Genomic DNA, 19,529 nt, shown 5'->3' with positions numbered 1-19,529 from the left:
AAGTTTCCACCAATACGCAGGCGGAACGGACAGCATTGCGAAACGGGCGTCACGGCGGCGCGCGTTCAGACCGCCTAGTCCGAAGCGGATGGCTTGCGCGCCCGATGCTCCACCACGAATTCGCTGATCGCCTGACCGCTGGCATTGAGCAACGGATATGTCCGGGCATCCGACAGCCAGTCGGGGCGTCGCGCGCCGCTGCCGTAAAAAGTGTCATAAACCAGGCTGAACGCCAGAAACACCAGCGTCGCGCCGATCAGGCCTTTGACCGCGCCGAAGCCCGCGCCCAGAACCCGATCGACAGGTCCCAGAATCGACTGCCGCGTGCGCCGGCCAATCGCGTGCGCCAGCATCTTGCCAGCGCCGAACGTGATGCCGAAGACCAGAACGAAGGCCAGCACAGCCGCCCCACTCACACTGCCGACGAAGGGCGCCACCAGTTCCGTGGCCGAGGCATGGAAGAGCCGGATCGCAAAGATCGCCAGCACCCACGCGATCAGCGACAGGGTTTCCTGCACGAAACCACGCATCAGCCCGAAAATGGCACAGCCGCCGATCAGCAGCAGGACGAGTATGTCGATCGCGTTCATCGCGCTGTTGGCTATCCGCGGCCGAGCATCTGGTCAACAAGTTGCGCAAGGGCGCGATAACCGCTCACGGAAATGCCCTTGACGCCGTCAGCCACGGCGGCGGGAACAAAGGCACGATTGAAGCCGAGCTTGGCCGCCTCGCGCAATCGGAGCGGAGCATGGGCCACCGGCCGGATTTCGCCAGACAGAGCAATTTCCCCGAAGAGGACCACATCGGCGGGCACCGGACGCTCCGACAGGGCCGACATCAGCGCCGCCGCAACCGCCAGGTCGGCCGCAGGGTCCGACAGGCGATAGCCGCCCGCGACGTTCAGATAGACTTCGCAGGTAGAGAAGCTGAGGCCGCAGCGCGCCTCCAGCACGGCCAGCACCATGGCGAGCCGCCCGCTGTCCCATCCCACCACGGCGCGACGGGGCGTGGCGCCGCTGGAAAGACGGACGACCAGCGCCTGAATCTCGACCAGCACCGGGCGCGTTCCCTCCAGCGCCGGGAATACGGTCGCGCCGGTCACATTCTCGTCGCGATGGGTGAGGAACAGGGCGGAGGGATTGGCAACCTCCTCCAGCCCCTCCGCCACCATGGCGAAGACGCCGATCTCGTCCGTGCCGCCGAATCGGTTCTTGATCGCGCGCAGGATGCGATATTGATGGCTCCGCTCACCCTCGAAGCTCAACACGGTGTCGACCATATGCTCCAGCACGCGCGGACCGGCGATGCTGCCGTCCTTGGTGACATGGCCGACAAGGATCAGGGCCGTGCCGCGCTGCTTGGCAAAGCGGATCAGCTCCTGCGAGGAGGCGCGAACCTGGCTCACCGTGCCGGGCGCGCCCTCGATAAGGTCGCTGTGCATCGTCTGGATCGAATCGATGATCAGCAGCGCCGGTGGTGCACCTTCGCCCAGGGTCGTCAAAATGTCGCGCACGGAAGTGGCGCTGGCAAGCTGCACGGGCGCGTTGCCCAGCCCCAGCCGCTGCGCGCGCAGGCGCACCTGGTCCGATGCCTCCTCCCCGCTGATATAGGCGACGCTGTGCCCCGCAGATGCAATGCGGGCGGCGGCCTGCAGCAGCAGCGTCGACTTCCCGATGCCGGGATCGCCGCCGATCAGCGTGGCCGAACCGGAGACGATGCCGCCTCCCAGTGCCCGGTCGAACTCCGCTATGCCGGTGGTGGTGCGCGGCGGCAGTTCCACCTTGTCGTCCAGCCCCACCAGCATCAGCGCCCTGCCCCCGCTATGCAGGTCATGACGGGCGGAAAAGACGGTTTCCGCAGCTTCCTCGACAATGCTGTTCCATTCGCCGCAATCGTCGCACTGCCCCTGCCACCGGCCCGAAACGGTGCCGCATTGCTGACAGACGAATTTGCGCTTTGCCTTGGCCATTGCGCACGCATAACAGAACATATGCGGAACACAAATCCTCTTTGCATCTTCCCGTGGAAACCGGGCGCGGAGTGGCGCATTGTTTCGTCATGAAGACCGTCCGCCTCGCAAGCTACAACATCCGCAAGGCCATAGGCACCGACCGCCGCCGGGTTCCCGAACGAGTGATCGACGTTCTGAACGAACTGGATGCGGACATCATAGCCCTGCAAGAGGCCGACCGGCGCTTCGGTGTCCGGTCGGCCGCGCTGCCGCACTGGCTGGTTGAGAGCATCAGCCCCTATAAGCCCGTGCCGCTCAACGTGCAGGTCGATTCGATGGGCTGGCACGGCAACGCCATATTGGTGCGCAAGGAGGCAGAGGTGGGCGCGCACGACGTGCTGCACCTGCCCTGCCTGGAACCGCGCGGCGCCACCATGGCGGAGGTGACGCTGGGCCAGGCGTCCTTGCGCATCTTCGGCATGCATCTCGATCTGTCGGGACTATGGCGGCGCAAGCAGGCCGCCGCCGTGATCCATGCCGCGCATCTGGGCGATCCGATGCCGACGGTCCTGATGGGCGATCTCAACGAATGGAGCGCGGAGCGCGGCTGCCTCGCCGACTTCGCGCGGCATTACAGCTTCGCGCCCTGCGGTCGGTCCTTCCACGCGCGGCGCCCTGTAGCAAGGCTCGACCGGATCATGCATTGCGAGCGGCTGAAGCTGGTCGACTGTGGCGTGCACGAAAGCGCTTCAGCGCGCAAGGCGTCGGACCATCTGCCGATCTGGGCGGAATTCAACCTGGGGTGACGAACCTGTTGGGCAAAGGCGCCTCACCACCTACACCCCCTCGACAAGCCGCCCTTGCTCTGCAACTCTCCGCCCCATGAAAGAGCGGGAACTCAGGCTCGCACTGGTCTGCTATGGCGGGATCAGCCTGGCCGTCTACATGCACGGCATCACCAAGGAAATCTGGCACCTGGCCCGCGCCAGCCGGGCTTTTCATGACGGCGTCCCCTCCGGCAACAGCAGCGAGGCAGTCTATCGTCAGTTGCTGGAGGATCTGGAAAAGACCTGCGGCATCAAATTGCGGGTGATGCCCGATATCATCGCCGGGGCCAGCGCCGGCGGCATCAACGGCATCTTCCTGGCGCAGGCGATTGAGACGGGCCAGTCGCTGGACCCGCTGACCGACATGTGGCTCGACAATGCGGATGTGGAAAAGCTGCTCGATCCCGATGCCCGACCGGCGCGGCGGATCACCAAATTCTGGGCGACGCCGCTCGTCTGGATGGCGGCGCGGCATCCGGGCGACACGGTCGAACGCACCGTCGCGCCTGACACGCGGGAGGAGGTTCGACACAAGCTGTCGCACTTCATCCGCTCCCGGTGGTTCGAGCCTCCCTTCGGCGGGGAAATCTTCACCGCCATGATCCTGGATGCCTTCGACGCGATGGAGGCGACCGGGCGCGGTCCACCCTTGTTGCCCGCCGGCCATCCTTTGGACCTGTTCGTCACTGTCACGGATTTCGAAGGCCATCCCCAGAGCCTGAACCTCAACAGCCCGCCACAGGTGGTGGAGACGGAGCATCGGCTCTCCATCGGCTTTCGCGCCCACGGTCGGGACGGACGCAATCTTGCCGACCCGGCCGAACTGGTCTTCGCCGCCCGAGCCACTGCCAGCTTCCCCGGCGCCTTTCCGCCCTTCACTGTGCGTGAGCTGGATCGGGTGCTGAAACGCCGCCATCGCGCCTGGCCGACGCGCGACGCCTTTCTGGCGCGTGCCCTTCCCCGTCATGCGGCGCGCGGCCGTGCCGAGGACGCGGTGTTGATCGACGGCTCGGTGCTGGCCAACGCTCCCTTCGCGCAGGCCATCGGCGCGCTCAGGAACCGGCCGTCGCGTCGCGAGGTCGATCGGCGCTTCGTCTATATCGATCCCAAGCCCGGTCATCGCTCGATCCAGCTCAACCGACACGGCGAGGCGGAGGAAGCATCGGGCCAGGATGCGCCGCTGCCCGGCTTCTTCCGCACGATCTTCGGCGCCCTGAGCGATATTCCCCGCGAACAGCCGATCCGGGACAATCTGGAGGCGATCGACCGCCACAGTGCCCGTATCCGTCGCATGGTGCGCATTTTGAACGCGCTGCGACCAGGGATCGAGGCGGAGGTGGAAAGCGCCATCGGCGGTATGCTCTTCCTCGACCGGCCGACGCCGGCACGGCTTTCCGCCTGGCGCAACAAGGCGCAGCAGCGGGCGGCCAGTTCCGCCGGTTTCGCCTTTCCCGCTTATGGCCATCTCAAGCTGTCCGGCATCGTCGAGGATCTGGCCGACCTGCTGTTCCGCCTGAGCGGGGAGGAAAGCGCCCTGATGCGCGAAAGCTATCGCCAGGCCCTGTGGAGCCATGTGCGTGCCATGGGCGCTGACCAGTTGACGGAGGATGTCGGCCCCGCCTCTGCGCCGGTCGACTTCTTCCGCCTGCACGACCTGTCCTTCCGCATCCGGCGCCTGCGCTTCCTCGCCCGGCGGCTGGCCGAGACGCTGGAGGTGGAGGTGGAGGCGGCCGCCGCCGACCCCGCCATCCAGAAGATGCACGACGCCATCTATGCCGCCCTGTCGCACTATACCGAATGCGAGGGCACCGACTTCTACAATGGGGAGATCAAGGCGGCGGCCGGCCAGGTGCCCAGCGATGCTGGCGCGGCGCTGGAGGCGGTGGCGAAACTCCGCGGCCTCCGCGAACGGGACGAAGCGGCGGACATGATATTGGCCGAAGCCCTGGCCGCACTGCCCAAGGCAGCGCGGCGGACGATGCTGCTCGCCTATCTTGGCTTCCCCTTTTACGACATTGCCACCCTGCCGCTGCTGCAGGGCCATGGGATGGATGAATATGATCCGGTCAAGGTCGACCGCATTTCGCCGGAGGATTGCAGCGCCATCCGCCCTGGCGGCGCAGAAGCAACGCTCAAGGGCATAGAGTTCAATAATTTCGGCGCTTTTTTCAGCCGCACCTATCGGGAAAACGACTATCTCTGGGGACGTCTGCACGGGGTCGAGCGGCTGCTGGATATCGTGATTTCAGCATGTCCTGCGGCAAACCGTCTTTCCCGGGAAGCAGTGGATCAATATAGGCGAACCGCTTTCATGGCGATTCTCGACGAAGAGGAAGAGCGGCTGGACCATGTCGCCGATCTGATCGCCAGCTTGAGAGAGGAGATCGGGTGAACGCAGGCAAGGTGCTGTTTCCGATGATGATGCTGGCCCTGCTTGCCGGTTGTTCTCCCGACCCTGAGGGACGGGCAAACGCGAAAGCCGGACCACCATCCGCGCCAGGTCTCGCAGCCGGCCCCCTTCTCACCGGGGACAGCCCTCCACAGCGCGAACAGGATCCGGCCGCCCTGCCCGCATCGCCCGAGCTCGACCCCGCGCCTTCGCGCCATGGTGAAATGGACAGTGGACCGCGGAAGGAAATCGCGGCCGCCGGCGCATCAACCCTGCGCCCGCTGCCGATGAAGCCGTCCGTGGTCAACATCCCGCCGCCGCCCTATGTGCCCGACCTGCCGCCATCGGACGGCACGGCGGATCCCACGCCCTTTCCGGACGAGGTAACGCGATTCATGGTCGACCGCGACAGTTGCGACCATTTTCGCGGTGAGGAGGCCTATGACGCGGAACGGCTTGCCTATTTGCAGGACAATATCGCGGCGCTCTGCACCGGCACCGATGCGCGACTGTCGCTCCTGCGTCACCGCTATGCCGATGATCCGGCGGTCATGTCGGCCCTCAGCGGCTATGACGACCGGATCGAGGGCAATGCCTCCCAATAGAGTCTATAAGAGGGCATCGATCCGGGCGGCGAGGTCTATGTCCCGGCGTGACAGACCGCCCGCGTCATGGGTGGTCAGCAGGATCTCGACGCGATTGTAGACGTTCGACCATTCGGGATGGTGATCCGCCATTTCCGCCAGCAACGCCACGCGCGTCATGAAGCCGAACGCCGCGGAGAAGTCCCTGAAGGTGAAAAGGCGGCGAATGCCGTCCGGATCCTGCACCGGCGTCCAATCCGGCAGGTTCCGTAGCGCCAGCGCGCGTTCCTCTCCGTCCAATTTCGCAATCATCCATTCATCCCCTGCCTCGCCGTTCCATTTTCCGGCGGCATTAACCCATTTTCCGGTGCGTCGGCGGTTTGCAGACGATTCGGAACATGCTTTATGTCTCCCTTATGGACGATGCCGGTCAACAGCCCCGATTTGCGCCGACGCGCGAGGATATTGAAAGCCTGGCGCTGGGGGCTCTCTCCCGATTGCCTGAGCCGTTCCGCTCGCACCTTTCCAATGTCCTGCTGTTCGTGGAGGAGTTTGCCGATCCCAAGCTGCTCAAGGAGATGGAGATCGATGATCCCTTCGGCCTGACCGGCCTTTATACCGGGCGCCCGGTCGGAGAAAGGGCACAGACCGGCGACCTGCCGCCGACCATCCACCTGTTCCGTCGCCCATTGTTGGACGAATGGGTCGAAACCGGCGTGCCGCTCGACATGCTGATCACCCATGTCGTCGTACACGAGATCGGCCATCATTTCGGCCTGTCTGACCTCGACATGCACGTGCTGGAGGATATGGTCACGCTATGAGCCCGGCGGGATTGCACCTGTCGGGCGTCGCGTGCGCGCGGGGCGGGCGGCGGCTGTTCCGCGACGTCGACCTCAGCTTGGAGCCGGGCGGCAGTGCGTTGCTGAAGGGGCCGAACGGCATCGGCAAGTCCAGCCTGATGCGCATCTGCGCCGGCCTGCTGGCTGCGACCGCCGGGACAGTCGAACGCCAGGGCCGGGTAGCCCTTACAGACGAAAGGCTGGCCCTGGACACGGAGCAGCCACTTGGAACGGCGCTCCGTTTCTGGGCGCGGCTGGATGCAACAGCGCCGGAGGCCCTGGATGCAGCATTGGCGGCAATGGCGCTGGAACCTCTCAGCCAGGTGCCGGTGCGCCTGCTGTCGACGGGACAAAGGAAACGGGCGGCGCTGGCGCGCGTGATCGCGAGCGGCGCACCCATCTGGCTGCTCGACGAGCCGGGCAACGGACTTGACGAGGCGGCGCTTGACCTGCTGGGAAAAGCGGTGACCCGACATCTGGCCGATGGCGGGATCGTCGTGGCCGCATCGCACCAACCCTTGCCGCTGGCCAGCCCCGCCATGGTGAAGATGCAGGACCATGTCTGGGCGATGGAGGAGGAGGCATGACCATCCTCCTGACCCTGGCGGCGCGGGATTTGCGGCAATCCTGGCAATCCGCCGGACTGTGGCTGCCGGTCGCCTTTCTGCTGCTGGTGGCCAGCCTCTATCCCTTTGCCGTGGGTCCGGACGCGGCATTGTTGCGGCGGAGCGGCGGCGGCATGCTGTGGATTGCGGCGTTGCTCGCCAGTCTGCTGCCAGTGGACCGGCTGGTGGCGCCGGATCGCGACGCCGGCGTGCTTGACCAGTTGGCGCTGCGCGGCATCGGGGAAGAGACGGTCGTGCTTGCCAGGCTGATTGCCCACTGGCTGGGATTTGGACCGGCGCTGATGGTCGCGACCTTGCCCGCGGCTGCGCTGTTGAAGCTCGACGGAACGACCATCGGGTTGCTCGAAGCGGGACTGCTGATCGGCACGCCCGCGCTGGCGGCATTGGGATTGCTGGTCGCGACGCTGACGGCAGGATTGCGCTCCAGCGGCGCGCTGTCGGGGCTGCTGGCCTTGCCGCTTGCCGTGCCGCTTCTGATCTTCGGCGCAGGGACGCTGGGCGATGGCAGCGGTGCGGCGCTCAAATTCCTGGGCGCCACGTCATTGCTGCTGGTAGCGATCACCCCCTTTGCCGGAGGCGCCGCCATTCGCGCGGGGCGGGAGTGAAAAAGGATCCGGCACGGTTCCCGCCCACTCTTCATGCATAGCCGGGCGGACGGCTGAGGACCGCTCTTCCAGCCCAAAGCCGGCTGCATCCGACAAAAAAGGCGCCGCCCTCAGGCAGCGCCTTTCCGAATATAGAGGTGGGATCAAGCGCCAGCAGGCGATGGATCGCCGAAAGGCCCCTTGCGACGGCGCGTTTTCGGGATCGAAGATCCCGCCGCCGGGATCACCGACGGCTTGATCGTCGTGCCGTCGTCGCGGGTGATCTCACCCTTTTCGAGTAACGTCTTGATCTCGTCGCCCGAGAGCGTCTCATATTCCAGCATCGCATTGGCAAGCAGGTGAAGCTGATCCTCGTGTCCGCTCAGCACTTCCTGCGCCCGGGCATAGCCCTGCTCGACCAGCCCCCGAATTTCCTTGTCGATCAGCTTCGCCGTCTCGTCCGACATATGGACGCGCTGACTCTGCGAATAGCCGAGGAAAGTCTCGCCCTGCTGCTCCTCATATTGGAGCGGCCCAAGCTTGTCGGACATGCCCCATTGCGTAACCATGTCGCGCGCCAATTTGGTGGCATATTGGATGTCGCCCGACGCACCCGAAGACACCTTGTCATAGCCGAAGATGATCTCCTCGGCCACGCGGCCACCCATGGCGACGGCCATGTTCGCGTGCATCTTGTCGCGGTGGTAGCTGTAGCTGTCCCGCTCCGGCAGGCGCATCACCATGCCCAGCGCACGGCCGCGCGGGATGATCGTCGCCTTGTGGATCGGGTCGGACGCCGGCTCATGGACCGCGACGATGGCATGGCCCGCCTCATGATAGGCGGTCATCTTCTTTTCATCGTCGGTCATGACCATGGAGCGGCGCTCGCTGCCCATCATGACCTTGTCCTTCGCCGCCTCGAACTCGTCCATGGCGACGAGGCGCTTGCCGCGACGAGCCGCCATCAGCGCGGCTTCATTGACGAGGTTGGCGAGGTCCGCGCCGGAGAAACCCGGCGTGCCCCGCGCGATGGTCCGCGGATTGACGTCCGGCGCCAGCGGCACCTTCTTCATGTGAACAGCCAGGATCTTCTCGCGGCCCTCGATGTCGGGACGGGGCACCACGACCTGCCGGTCGAAGCGGCCCGGACGAAGCAGCGCGGGGTCCAGCACGTCGGGGCGGTTCGTCGCCGCGACGATGATGATGCCCTCATTCGCCTCAAAGCCGTCCATCTCGACCAGAAGCTGGTTCAGCGTCTGCTCGCGTTCGTCATTGCCGTTGCCCAGACCAGCGCCGCGATGGCGGCCGACCGCGTCGATTTCGTCGATGAAGACGATGCAGGGCGCATTCTTCTTTGCCTGCTCGAACATGTCGCGCACGCGGCTGGCGCCGACGCCGACGAACATCTCGACAAAGTCCGAACCCGAAATGGTGAAGAAGGGCACGCCCGCCTCACCCGCGATCGCGCGGGCCAGCAGCGTCTTGCCGGTGCCAGGCGAACCGACCAGCAGCGCGCCCTTGGGAATCTTGCCGCCCAGCCGCGCGAACTTGGTCGGGTCCTTCAGGAACTCGACGATTTCCTGAAGCTCCTCGCGCGCTTCGTCGATACCGGCGACGTCATCGAACGTCACCTTGCCGTGCTTCTCCGTCAGCAGCTTGGCCTTCGATTTGCCGAAGCCCATCGCGCCGCCCGCACCGCCGCCCTTCTGCATCTGGCGCAGCACGAAGAAGGCAATGCCCAGGATCAACAGGAATGGCAGCGACTGGTAGATGAGGATCATCCAGAAGCTCGGCTGTTCCTCCGCCTGTCCGGAATATTTTACATTATAGTCGTCCAGAAGGCCGGTAAGCCCCGGATCGTTGACCGGGACGGTGCTGAATTTCTGGCCGCTGCTCAGTGTGCCGGAAATCCGGTCGGTGGCGATGGCGACGTCCTTGACCTGGCCTTCCTGCACCTTGGCACGGAATTCGGAATAGGCGATGCCCGTGCCGGCGGTCGACGCCGTGCGGCTGTCGAACATGGAGACGAACAGCAGCAGGGCGACAATTACCCCCGCCCAAATCATCGCGCTCTTGATCCAGGGATTACCCTGCGGGTCCTTCTCGTCGTTCATTCACCACTCTCTTTCACCCGGCAAGATAGGATGCCGCAGCAAAATCGCAAGCGCGCGACCTCTCCGGTCAGCCGCCGACAAATTGCGACAAGGCGATATAGGCCAGGATCACCGCGACCCCTGCGGAAAGACCGCAGAGCATATACCCTGTATAGAGCAACATTGGCGGATGGGGCCGTTCCATCCGGTGATTGCGCTGTGCTGCCGAAAGAATGACGCTGGCCAGCAGGCCATAGGTCACCGCTGCAAATTCAAACATGAATCGAAAAATCCCACGCTCAACTGGCCTCATTAACCAGCATAGGCGTTAAGGAAAGGTCATTTTGCGCGGACAAATCGACAGATGGTTCGCCGGACGCGCCAAGCGGTGGAACCTTTCCGTAACGATCCTCTATTGCTATTGCCATCGCCGCTGCGGCGCGACGGTTAGCGTCCATCGGGATCCGCCCTTCAACACCAGGCGCCCAACACTCATTTTTCGTCCTTGGCGCGCTGCTTCGATCAGGCGATCGACGGCGTCCCCTCGGGGCGGCGAGGCGTCAGGCTGCAATCGCTTCACCATCCGCAGAAGCAATCGTCGCAGCAATTCGCGCGGCAGATCGGTGCGATCCAGCGCCAGCCCTTCTCCTTCGGCCGACAGGTGACGCGCAGCGAGATCATCCACCATCCATTCCAATGCTTCCTCGGCCTCCGCCAGAGCCGCAGCACTGCGGCCCGCCGCCTCGGCATCTATCCATTCGACCCCCGCCAGCTCCGCTCGCAAGGCCGCCCGGTCAAAGCGCGGATCGCTGTTCGACGGATCATCGACATAAGGCAGCCCGCGCACACGCGCATAGGCCAACAATGCCGCCTTGCGCATCCCCAGCAGCGGTCGCAGAACCACACCCTGCCGCGCCCGCACGCCCGCCAGCCCGCTGACGCCGGATCCCCGGTTGAGGCGCATCAGCAGTGTTTCGAGTTGGTCATCGGCGTGATGCGCGGTCAGCAGCCAGTCCAGGCCTCGTGCCACCCGCCAGCCCTCCAGCAGCGCATAACGCTGTGCCCGCGCCCAGCCCTGCACATTGCCCCGAACCGCGCCGTCAGGATGCAGCGTGGTATGGACGATCCCCGCCCGCGCGCACCAGTCCGCCACCATCGCGGCCTCGGCGGCGGATGCTTCGCGCAAACCGTGATCGACCGTCGCGGCCTCGACCCGCCCGGCAAAGGCCCTTCCCGCCATGTCGAGCAGCGCCATGCTGTCCGGACCGCCCGACACCGCCACGCCGAAGCGGGCGGCGCCGTCTTCCCCGATCAGCGAAGCAATCGCCCGGATCAGCTCGTCGACGGGATCGCCCTCACTCATCCGCGCTTCAGGCGGTACACTTGGCCCTGGTCCGGCCCTTGTCCATCATGCCGCGCAGACCGGTCGACAGGGTCGCACCATAGACCTGCTCCAGTTCCGCATAGACCTTGCATGCGTCAGCCGGTTTCTTGAGCTGGATCAGCGCTTCGCCCAGATAGGCCAGGCTGTCGGGCGCGCGGTCGCCCTTGGGACGCTTTTGATAATTTTCATAGAAGGCGACCGACGCGAGCGCCGGCTTGCCATCGTCCAGATAAGCGCGGCCCAGCAGGTTCGCCGCCTTGCTGGCGATCGGGCTGCTGCCATATTTGTCGACCGTCGCCTTCAGCTGCGCCTGCGCCTCCGGATAGAATTTCGCGTCCCATAGGCGGAAACCGTAGCTATAGGCATCGTCCGCCTCATTGCCGCTGGAAGGCCGCTCGATCGCGGCAACAGCGGTCTTGCGCTCCTCGCTTGCGCCGCTGGGGGCGGGGCGAGGCGCGGGGTGGCTGGATGCCGCAGCAGGCGCAACAGAAGCCGAGGGTGCGGAGACCGGGGGTACGACAACGGGCGCGGCGCGGCTTTCCTGCTCCGCCTTGTAGCGGTTGAACGCCTCCTCCAACTGCTTCAGCTTGAAACTGTTTTCCTCGACCTGACCGGTGACAGAGGCAAGTTGCGATTCCAGCGCGCTCACCCGCGCCGTCAGGTCGGCCACCGGCGTTGAGGAAGGCGATCCGGGCATGATGGCGGGCGTCGCCGGGCGGGTGATTTCCGCCTCCAGCGGCGCGCCGGCGGGAAACACCTTGCGCTGCACGGCGCGCATTTCCTTCTCCAGCCGGTCAACCCGCACATCGACGCTGACATTCTGGGCCGCGACGGGCGCGGCCAGCACCAGTACAGAGGTCGCGAAAAAGGCGTTACGCATGATGATCCCCGACTTGAACTTCTTCAATGCAATACGGCGCATCCCGGCCGCTCTCCATCCGTAACCATAAGGCGTTATCCCGCCCGGTAAAGCGAGACTTTGCCTAAAGCCGTTGGCGTAAAGTCGACGCCTTAATCCTCAGGAGCGGTCTGGGCGGGAGCAGTCTCGGCTGGAGCCATGCCGGGCGATGCCGATGCGGCTGGCGCCGCCGGAGCCGTGGGCGACACAGCGGGAACCGCATGCCCGGCGCCCGTCCGGGTGGAAGGCGCCGGTGCCAGTGCCGGCGTCGTCGCCCCGCCAGTCGGCGCCGCACGCGCGAGCAGCGCCTCGGCATTGACCGGCACGTCGGCAATGGTCCGGTCCGGCGGCCCCAGCGGCGCGATCTGCTTCCCTCCGACCGTCACGGTGAGCGCCTGCGGCCGGCCGGTCAATATCATCGGATTGCGCGCATTGGCCGGCAGCGTGAAGGTCTCGCCCTTCTTCATAAGGCCGTCCTTCAGCCGCTCGCCAGCCTCGTCATAGATGCGCAGCCACACATCGTCATTGGCAGTGAACAGCACGGTCTGCGACACCGGCGCAGCCTGGGGCGCGCCAGCGGCAGGATGGGCGGCGGTCGGTGCCGGCGCCTGCTGCGCCGCGATTTCCTCGCCCGTCGGCGGGGTCATGACCTGCATGCGCCACACCGCAAAGCCCGCCATCAGAATCACGACGATGGCGGCGGCCGTCCAAGCCAGCGCGCGGGACGGAACACGCGCCGGATCAGCCGGCTCGAACGCTTCGTAACGGACGCTGCCCATATCCGAATTATGCACGGCGCTGCGCACGTCGGCGGCAATCGCGACCTCATCCACGTCGATGGCGCGGGCATAGGCGCGGGCGAAGCCGACCGCATAGGGTATGCCGGGCAAGGCGGCATAATCGTCCCGCTCGATCGCCTCCAGTTGCCGTTGCGCTATGCGGGTGCGGGTGGCGACGTCCTGGATCGACAGCCCTTGCGCCTCTCGCGCCGCACGCAGTCGCGCCCCCGGGGTGCCTAGCCGTTCCGGCGTCGCGACGCCGGCTTCCTGTTCAGCTTCTTCTGACATGCTGCTCCGCGATCCTTGAAGGCCGGCCTTGTCTCATTGCGGGACGGGGATTGTCAACGCCGCACCGGCCCGATGTGTCGCCACAATCCTCTCAATTCAATTCAATAGCATGTTCCCCGGCCCAGTCGACCAGCGCCGAGCGAACATCCGTCACACCCTCGTCGAGCAACTTGCGCATCACCGTCCGCAGCTTCGCCGCGTCGAGGGAGCGGATCATCGCCTTGACGGGACCGACCGAGGCCGGCGTGATCGACAGGCGCCGCACGCCCAGCCCGACCAGCGCCATCGCCTCCAGCGTGCGCCCACCCATTTCACCACAGACGCCTACCGGCACCTCTTGCGCCTCGCAGGCACGAACCACCCTGTCGAGAAACCGCAAGATCGCTATGCTGAGCCAGTCATAGCGTTCCGCCAGGCGCGGATGCGCACGGTCGGCGGCAAAGAGGAACTGGGTGAGGTCGTTCGTGCCGATGGAGAGGAAGTCGACCCGGGGCAGGAGCAGGTCCAGCACCTCTGCCAGCGCGGGCACCTCCAGCATGGCGCCATAGCGCACCGATACCGGCAGCTTCTTCTTCTGGGCCATCAGCCATTCGCGCTGATGCTCGACCAGCGCGCGAGCCTGCTCATATTCCCAGGGTTCCGACACCATCGGGAACATGACGTGCAATGTCTTGCCTGCCGCCGCCTCCAGCAACGCGCGGGCCTGCGCCTTCATCAGCCCGTCCCGGTCCAGCGCCAGCCGCAGCGCGCGCCAGCCCATGGCCGGATTGTCCTCCAGTTCCTCCTCGCCGTCCCGCGCCATGTAGGGCAGCGCCTTGTCGCCGCCGATGTCGACAGTGCGAAAGATAACCGGACGATCCCCCGCCGCGTCCAGCACGTCGCGATAAAGGCGCTGCTGCTTTTCGCGCTGGGGCAAGGTCGCGGAAACCAGGAACTGGAATTCCGTGCGGAAAAGGCCGATGCCGTCCGCGCCGACAATGTCCAGCGCCTGCGCATCCTCCCGCAACCCGGCATTGACCATCAACTCGATCCGCTGTCCGTCCGCCGTGACCGACGGCAGGTCGCGCATCGCGGCAAATTCCGCCCGCCGCTTCTGCGTCACGTGCAACTTGTTCTCGAACGCCTCCTCCATGTCGGGCGTCGGCCGGATCAGCAAGTTGTTGTCCGCGACGTCCATCAGGATCAGGTCACCCTCATTGACCTGATGGCGGATGTCACGCACGCGGCCCAGCACCGGCACGCCCATGGCGCGCGCGACGATGGTGACATGGGCGGTGAGCGATCCTTCCTCCAGGATGACGCCCTTCAGCCGCCGCCGGTCATATTCCAGCAGTTCCGCCGGCCCCAGGTTGCGCGCGATGAGGATGGCATCCTGCCTGAGGCCCAGCTGCGCCGCAGTCCCCAATTGCCCCGAAACGATGCGCAGCAACCGGTTCGCCATGTCCTCCAGATCGTGCATCCGGTCCTGCAACAGCGGATCGTCGATCTGGCGCATGCGCATGCGCGTGCGTTGCTGCACTCTCTCGATCGCGGCTTCGGCGGTCAGGCCGCTGTCGATCGCTTCGTTGATCCGCCTGATCCACCCCTCGTCATAGGCGAACATCTTGTAGGTTTCGAGCACCTCCTGATGCTCGCCCTCCGTACCGAACTCGGCCGTGCCGGTCATCCGGTCGATCTGCTCGCGCATTTTGGTGAAGGCGGAAATGACGCGCTGCCGCTCCGCCTCCGTATCTTCGGCGACGGTATGTTCGATATGCACGCGCGGCTGATGAAACACCGCATGGCCGCGCGCCATGCCCATCACCAGCTGCAACCCGTGCAGCACGGACGGACCCGTGTCCTGAACCCTGCTGTCCAGTGGCCCGTCATCGGCCAGTTCCGCATTGGCGATCAGCTCCGACAGCACCATGGCCACCGTCTGCAGCGCCTCTATCTCGATTTCCTCATAGCGGCGCGGCTCGACATGCTGGACGCAAAGCACGCCGATGGCGCGCTCCCGCCGCACGATCGGCACGCCGGCGAAACTGTGGAACAGTTCCTCCCCCGTTTCCGGCCGATAGCTGTAATCGGGGTGCGAGGCCGCCTCGTCCAGGTTCAGCGTCTCGACATTGGTGGCGATCATGCCGACCAGCCCCTCGCCCATCGCCATGCGGGTGACGTGGACGGCCTCCTGCTTGAGACCCCGGGTCGCGAACAGCTCCAGCAGCCCCTCGCGCACCAGATAGATGGAGCAGACCTCGCTCGACAGCGATTCCCCGATGATCTCCACCACCTTGTTCAGCTTCGCCTGCGCACTGGTGCGCGCGGCCATGACTTCCTGCAGGCGGACGAGGATCTGGCGGGCGGCGGCGGCGGGCGTGCTGAGCATATACCAAGCGCTAACAGATCGTACGTCCGCTTTCCAAGGCGAATATGCGCGGTTCCATCCAATTTCCTTCCCCGCCCATGGCGGAAAGAGGAAGCGAATTCGTTTACGGTCGTAAAATCTTGGTTGGTCAGCGAGTCAGGGAGACGAGCATATGGCAGAAATCGACACGAAGGCGTTCGAACAGGATCTGATCGACCGCGGCTATTCCCGCCGCCAGATGGGCAAGGTCGCCGCCCTGCTGAGTGCAGGCGCGGCAGCCCTGCGCGTCACCGGTGCCATGGCGCAACAGGCCGCAAAGCCGGTCGAGGGTGCCGTGCGCATCGGCGCCAATGAATGCTGGACCGGCCCCTTCCCTGTCGCCGCCGAAGCCGCGTTCAAGCTGGTACGGGAAGGCAATCGATACGAACCGGATGATGAGCATGCCAAGCTGTTCGCTGCGGTCGCCACCGTGGAGGGCATCCCCGCAGAGCATATCACCGCCTGGCCGGGCTCCAGCGATCCGTTGAGCCGCGTCGCCGTCGCCTATGCCTCCCCCACCCGCGGCATCGTCACCGGCAACCCTGCCTATGAAGCCATCTGGCGCACTGGCGACTGGCTGGGCGCAAAGGTGACGAAGGTGCCGCTTACCAAGGACTATGCCCATGACGTGAAGGCGATGCTGGCCGCCGATCCCAATGCGGGCGTCTATTATATCTGTTCGCCCAATAATCCCACGGGCACGATGACACCCTTGGCGGACATCCAGTGGCTGGCCGACAACAAGCCCAAGGACGCGATCCTCGTCGTCGACGAGGCCTATATCCACTGGTTCGACGGTCCCAATGCCGCCAAACTGGCCGCAACCCGCGACGATGTGCTGATCCTGCGGACCTTTTCCAAGCTGTTCGGCATGGCGGGCATGCGCCTGGGACTGACCTTCGCCAGCCCGGCGATCATGCAAAAGATGATGCGCTATGACGGCGGGCAGGTGACAGCGATGCTGCCGATGACGGCCGTCGCCTGCGGCACGGTGTCGGTGGCGCAGGCCGACCTTATCAAGGCCCGCCGCGCCGAAATGGTCGCCAACCGGGAAATGGCCATCGCGCATCTGAAAAAGAAGGGGATCAAGGTCATTCCGGGCAGCCAGGCCAACATGTTCATGGTCGACTGGGGCAAGCCGGCGAAGGAAATGCAGGCCGCGATCCTTGCGCAAAAGGTGCAGATCGGGCGCAACTGGCCGATCTGGCCAAACGTGTCGCGCGTCTCGGTCGGCTCGACCGAGGAGATGAAGGCCTTTTGCGACGCCGTCGACAAGGTCTGGAAAGCCTGATCAAGCACAGCGGCTCATTATTTCCCCGAAAACGGAGGCGGCGCATTGCGGAAATGCGCCGCCTCCTTCGTTTCCCCCGGTTGAATATACGCAGTCGTGCAAAACTAGGGGACAGACATGACCATGATGTTGGAAAAGGACGCCCGCGAAGACCTGCTCGAACGGGGCTATTCCCGTCGCACCATTGGCAAGATTTCCGCTTTGATGGCTGCCGGCGCGGCTGCCGGCAACATGTTGGTCCAGCCCGCCTTCGCGCAGCAGCAGGCCGCGCGCGGAGTGAAGGGCGCGGTGCGCATCGGCGCCAACGAATGCTGGACCGGCCCGTTCGAACCGGGGGTGCAGGCCGCCGCCAGGGCCGCGGCCGTCGGCAACTGGTACGATCCGGATAACTACAAGGGCGACCTGATCGCTACCGTCGCCAAGGTGGAAGGCATTCCGGAATCACACATCATGCTGTGGCCCGGCTCCGGTGGCCCGCTGGTCAGCACGGTAGCGGCTTTCTGCTCTCCCACCAGGGGCCTTGTCACCGCCGATCCGACCTTCGAATCCGCCTGGCGCACGGCCGATTACCTGAAGGCCCCCATTGCCAAGGCGCCCCAGGCCGTCGGCAAGGGCCATGACGTGAAGGCGATGCTGGCCGCCAATCCCAATGCCGGGCTCTATTATATCTGCTCGCCCAACAACCCGACCGGCACCGTGACCCCGCTGGCCGACATCGAATGGCTGCTCGCCAACAAGCCCAAGGATTCGATCCTGCTGGTCGACGAAGCCTATATCCACTTCTCCGAAGCGCCCAGCGCGGTGAAGCTGGTGGCGGGCCGCAAGGACCTGATCGTCATGCGGACCTTTTCCAAGCTGTTCGGCATGGCGGGCGTGCGCCTGGGACTGACCTTCGCGGACCCGGAAATCCAGAAACGCATCAGCCTCTTCGGCCCCACGGCCGGCGGCCTGTCGATCACCGCCATGGCCTGCGGCAATGCAGTCTACCCCGAAGCTGGCCTCATCAAGGCGCGGCGTCAGGAAATGATCGCGAACCGGGAGGAAACCATCGCCTGGCTCACCAGCAACGGCATAGAGGTGCAGCCTGGCAGCCAGGCCAACATGTTCATGGTGGACTGGAAGACCAAGCCGGCCAAGGACATGCAGGCCGCACTGATCGCCACACCGGAAAAGGTCCAGATCGGGCGCAACTGGGCGATCTGGCCCACCGTCTCACGCGTCACCGTCGGTTCGACAGACGACATGGCGAAGTTCCGCGCAGCAGTGGGCAAGGTTTACAAGGCCTGACCCTTAAAAAGCCGAAGAAGGGCGCCCGGTGCGGTCCGGGCGCCCTTTTCTGTGCATCGACAGGTTGGCTGCGCATTTCGACCAAAACTCGCCGCCCGCTCGGCTTGAATTGCAACGCTAAAGCGGACATAAATTGCCCATGCTGAAAGTGCACAGCTTGATAGGCCGTTTTCCAAAAGTGGCCTTTATTGGTGGACTCCTTTTGTTCGTTGGTAGCTGCGTCGCCGCTTTCTATTCTATCTTGGCGGTAGGGGTGAGCGACGGTCCGGGCCTGATCACGGCACGCCTGATGCTCGGAGGCTGCATAGTTTTTCTCAGCAGTGCTCTGTATCTATTGTGGCGATCGACTACGACGCTGCTTCACCGCATTTAGCGCATGGCTGAGATCGACCATTTGTGGACGCTCAATGCCCATCGACGTGATCTCCGTTGCAGACATTGGCGGGATCGCGGATAATTGGAATATGACAGATCCAACCTCCTCGCCGCCGTCGCGGAATTGGTTCAGATTAAGCTGGTTGATTTATCTGGCCCTGCTAATTCCGGCCTCGCTTCTAGCTTATATAGGCTTCCTATGGGTCGATGCTTCTGCGCGAGGTTGGCAGACCCAAATCGCTGCCGCCGCATTGATCGCCGCATGGTTCCCCGTGGCACTGGGAGCATTTCACACACGACCCAGTTCCGTAGAAGTCGGGCCGAGCCGTCTATCAACAGCAGGCTATTTTTTCGCCGCCCTCTTTTTCTATGCCGTTGCTTTTTCATGGGGCGGACGGATGCTGATATAGTCGGCTAACGACCATTGTCGGTCGCTAAACAGGGCAATAAGCCTTCTCAATAGCGGACTATTGGAGACAAGCACGAACATCGCTTGTTCGAGAATATACTACCCCTCCCCCATCAGCGGCAATTTCGATGCGCCCAGCATATTCACCGGGATGCCTTACCCGATCTCTGTTCTTTCCGGGGGTGGGCAGCAACGGCCAAAAATAGCCGTCGCCTCGCGTAGGAGAGAATTCATAGCGCCCGGTCGGTTCACGTGTCAGCAGCAATGCAGGTCGCACATTTAACTGATAGCTCGTCTTGGAAGGTTCGGCGATATAGCTAAATGTGCGACGGGCAGGCTCGATAATGTAAATCGTATCCCTGCGAATATCGAGGGGTGGGGAACCGTCGGCAACATAGCATCCCCACACTAGGCGATGTTGACAAAAGAGGTTTTCATTTGGGCTGAGTTCTGATTCAAGGCTGCTTTTTTGGGGCAGCGATGTTTCGGGGCGATTTGTCGGATGAAGAGTGGGCGGTGATCGGCGGACTTCTGCC

At 64.4% G+C, this 19,529-nt stretch carries 18 protein-coding genes; 9 read left to right on the top strand and 9 right to left on the bottom strand.

Annotation, left to right across the window (positions count from 1 at the left end):
• Positions 1-74: 74 nt before the first annotated feature.
• Together MRBLMC3_RS08985 and radA are read right to left on the bottom strand one after the other, a co-directional pair.
• Complete coding sequence (locus tag MRBLMC3_RS08985; RefSeq protein ID WP_363735499.1) at positions 75-590, bottom strand: CvpA family protein; 516 nt, start codon at positions 588-590, stop codon at positions 75-77.
• Positions 591-601: 11 nt separating this feature from the next.
• Positions 602-1,969 (bottom strand): DNA repair protein RadA, encoded by a 1,368-nt coding sequence (radA, locus tag MRBLMC3_RS08980; protein ID WP_007687127.1) that lies wholly within the window; start codon positions 1,967-1,969, stop codon positions 602-604.
• A gap of 89 nt (positions 1,970-2,058) precedes the next feature.
• Between radA and MRBLMC3_RS08975 the strand changes: the two genes are divergently transcribed.
• The 3 genes from MRBLMC3_RS08975 to MRBLMC3_RS08965 all read left to right on the top strand — a co-directional run bounded on the left by MRBLMC3_RS08975 (position 2,059) and on the right by MRBLMC3_RS08965 (position 5,772).
• Positions 2,059-2,757: an endonuclease/exonuclease/phosphatase family protein gene (locus MRBLMC3_RS08975; protein WP_363827768.1), complete on the top strand. Its 699-nt coding sequence runs from the start codon at positions 2,059-2,061 to the stop codon at positions 2,755-2,757.
• Positions 2,758-2,833: 76 nt separating this feature from the next.
• Positions 2,834-5,170, top strand: coding sequence for a patatin-like protein (locus MRBLMC3_RS08970; RefSeq protein WP_363827766.1), 2,337 nt, complete (start codon positions 2,834-2,836; stop codon positions 5,168-5,170).
• Complete coding sequence (locus MRBLMC3_RS08965; RefSeq protein WP_363753429.1) at positions 5,167-5,772, top strand: hypothetical protein; 606 nt, start codon at positions 5,167-5,169, stop codon at positions 5,770-5,772. Before MRBLMC3_RS08970 ends, MRBLMC3_RS08965 begins: the two co-directional genes overlap by 4 nt.
• A 3-nt stretch (positions 5,773-5,775) precedes the next feature.
• Here the strand turns inward: MRBLMC3_RS08965 and MRBLMC3_RS08960 are convergent, their stop codons facing one another.
• Positions 5,776-6,063: a 4a-hydroxytetrahydrobiopterin dehydratase gene (locus tag MRBLMC3_RS08960; RefSeq protein WP_363735505.1), complete on the bottom strand. Its 288-nt coding sequence runs from the start codon at positions 6,061-6,063 to the stop codon at positions 5,776-5,778.
• 86 nt (positions 6,064-6,149) lie between these two features.
• Here MRBLMC3_RS08960 and MRBLMC3_RS08955 point away from each other — a divergent pair, with 86 nt between their 5' ends.
• The 3 genes from MRBLMC3_RS08955 to MRBLMC3_RS08945 are packed head-to-tail and all read left to right on the top strand — an operon-like array spanning position 6,150 to position 7,824.
• Complete coding sequence (locus tag MRBLMC3_RS08955) at positions 6,150-6,575, top strand: metallopeptidase family protein (RefSeq protein ID WP_133654575.1); 426 nt, start codon at positions 6,150-6,152, stop codon at positions 6,573-6,575.
• Positions 6,572-7,180, top strand: coding sequence for a heme ABC exporter ATP-binding protein CcmA (ccmA, locus tag MRBLMC3_RS08950; protein ID WP_363827763.1), 609 nt, complete (start codon positions 6,572-6,574; stop codon positions 7,178-7,180). Before MRBLMC3_RS08955 ends, ccmA begins: the two co-directional genes overlap by 4 nt.
• A complete protein-coding gene (locus tag MRBLMC3_RS08945; RefSeq protein ID WP_133654573.1) occupies positions 7,177-7,824 on the top strand; it encodes a heme exporter protein CcmB in 648 nt (215 codons plus the stop codon). The genes ccmA and MRBLMC3_RS08945 overlap by 4 nt, the downstream gene beginning before the upstream one ends.
• Positions 7,825-7,967: 143 nt before the next feature.
• Here MRBLMC3_RS08945 and ftsH read toward each other — a convergent pair whose 3' ends face one another.
• The 6 genes from ftsH to ptsP all read right to left on the bottom strand — a co-directional run bounded on the left by ftsH (position 7,968) and on the right by ptsP (position 15,613).
• Positions 7,968-9,917: an ATP-dependent zinc metalloprotease FtsH gene (gene ftsH, locus MRBLMC3_RS08940; RefSeq protein WP_363735509.1), complete on the bottom strand. Its 1,950-nt coding sequence runs from the start codon at positions 9,915-9,917 to the stop codon at positions 7,968-7,970.
• 67 nt (positions 9,918-9,984) lie between these two features.
• Positions 9,985-10,176: a hypothetical protein gene (locus MRBLMC3_RS08935; RefSeq protein ID WP_066555398.1), complete on the bottom strand. Its 192-nt coding sequence runs from the start codon at positions 10,174-10,176 to the stop codon at positions 9,985-9,987.
• 138 nt (positions 10,177-10,314) lie between these two features.
• Positions 10,315-11,259 (bottom strand): tRNA lysidine(34) synthetase TilS, encoded by a 945-nt coding sequence (gene tilS / locus MRBLMC3_RS08930; protein ID WP_363735511.1) that lies wholly within the window; start codon positions 11,257-11,259, stop codon positions 10,315-10,317.
• A gap of 7 nt (positions 11,260-11,266) precedes the next feature.
• Positions 11,267-12,160, bottom strand: coding sequence for a tetratricopeptide repeat protein (locus MRBLMC3_RS08925; RefSeq protein WP_363827936.1), 894 nt, complete (start codon positions 12,158-12,160; stop codon positions 11,267-11,269).
• Between the two features lie 131 nt (positions 12,161-12,291).
• Complete coding sequence (locus tag MRBLMC3_RS08920) at positions 12,292-13,245, bottom strand: helix-turn-helix domain-containing protein (protein WP_363827760.1); 954 nt, start codon at positions 13,243-13,245, stop codon at positions 12,292-12,294.
• Positions 13,246-13,336: 91 nt separating this feature from the next.
• Positions 13,337-15,613, bottom strand: a complete 2,277-nt coding sequence (ptsP, locus tag MRBLMC3_RS08915; RefSeq protein ID WP_363735513.1) for a phosphoenolpyruvate--protein phosphotransferase — start codon at positions 15,611-15,613, stop codon at positions 13,337-13,339.
• Between the two features lie 151 nt (positions 15,614-15,764).
• On the opposite strand from ptsP, the gene MRBLMC3_RS08910 reads away from it, so the two are divergent.
• The 3 genes from MRBLMC3_RS08910 (at position 15,765) to MRBLMC3_RS08900 (ending at position 18,994) form a co-directional block, all read left to right on the top strand.
• Entirely contained in the window at positions 15,765-16,922 is a 1,158-nt protein-coding gene (locus MRBLMC3_RS08910; protein WP_363735515.1) for a pyridoxal phosphate-dependent aminotransferase, read from the top strand.
• A 117-nt stretch (positions 16,923-17,039) separates the two neighbouring features.
• A complete protein-coding gene (locus tag MRBLMC3_RS08905; RefSeq protein WP_363827757.1) occupies positions 17,040-18,209 on the top strand; it encodes a pyridoxal phosphate-dependent aminotransferase in 1,170 nt (389 codons plus the stop codon).
• A 407-nt stretch (positions 18,210-18,616) separates the two neighbouring features.
• On the top strand, positions 18,617-18,994 hold the full coding sequence (locus tag MRBLMC3_RS08900) for a hypothetical protein (RefSeq protein ID WP_363735517.1): 378 nt from the start codon (positions 18,617-18,619) through the stop codon (positions 18,992-18,994).
• Positions 18,995-19,529: the final 535 nt, after the last annotated feature.

It is taken from the genome of Sphingobium sp. LMC3-1-1.1 (genome assembly GCF_040676285.1).
Classification (GTDB): domain Bacteria; phylum Pseudomonadota; class Alphaproteobacteria; order Sphingomonadales; family Sphingomonadaceae; genus Sphingobium.
The sequence above is the reverse complement of the archived record's forward strand: the minus strand, read 5'-3'. Positions and strand labels throughout refer to the sequence as shown.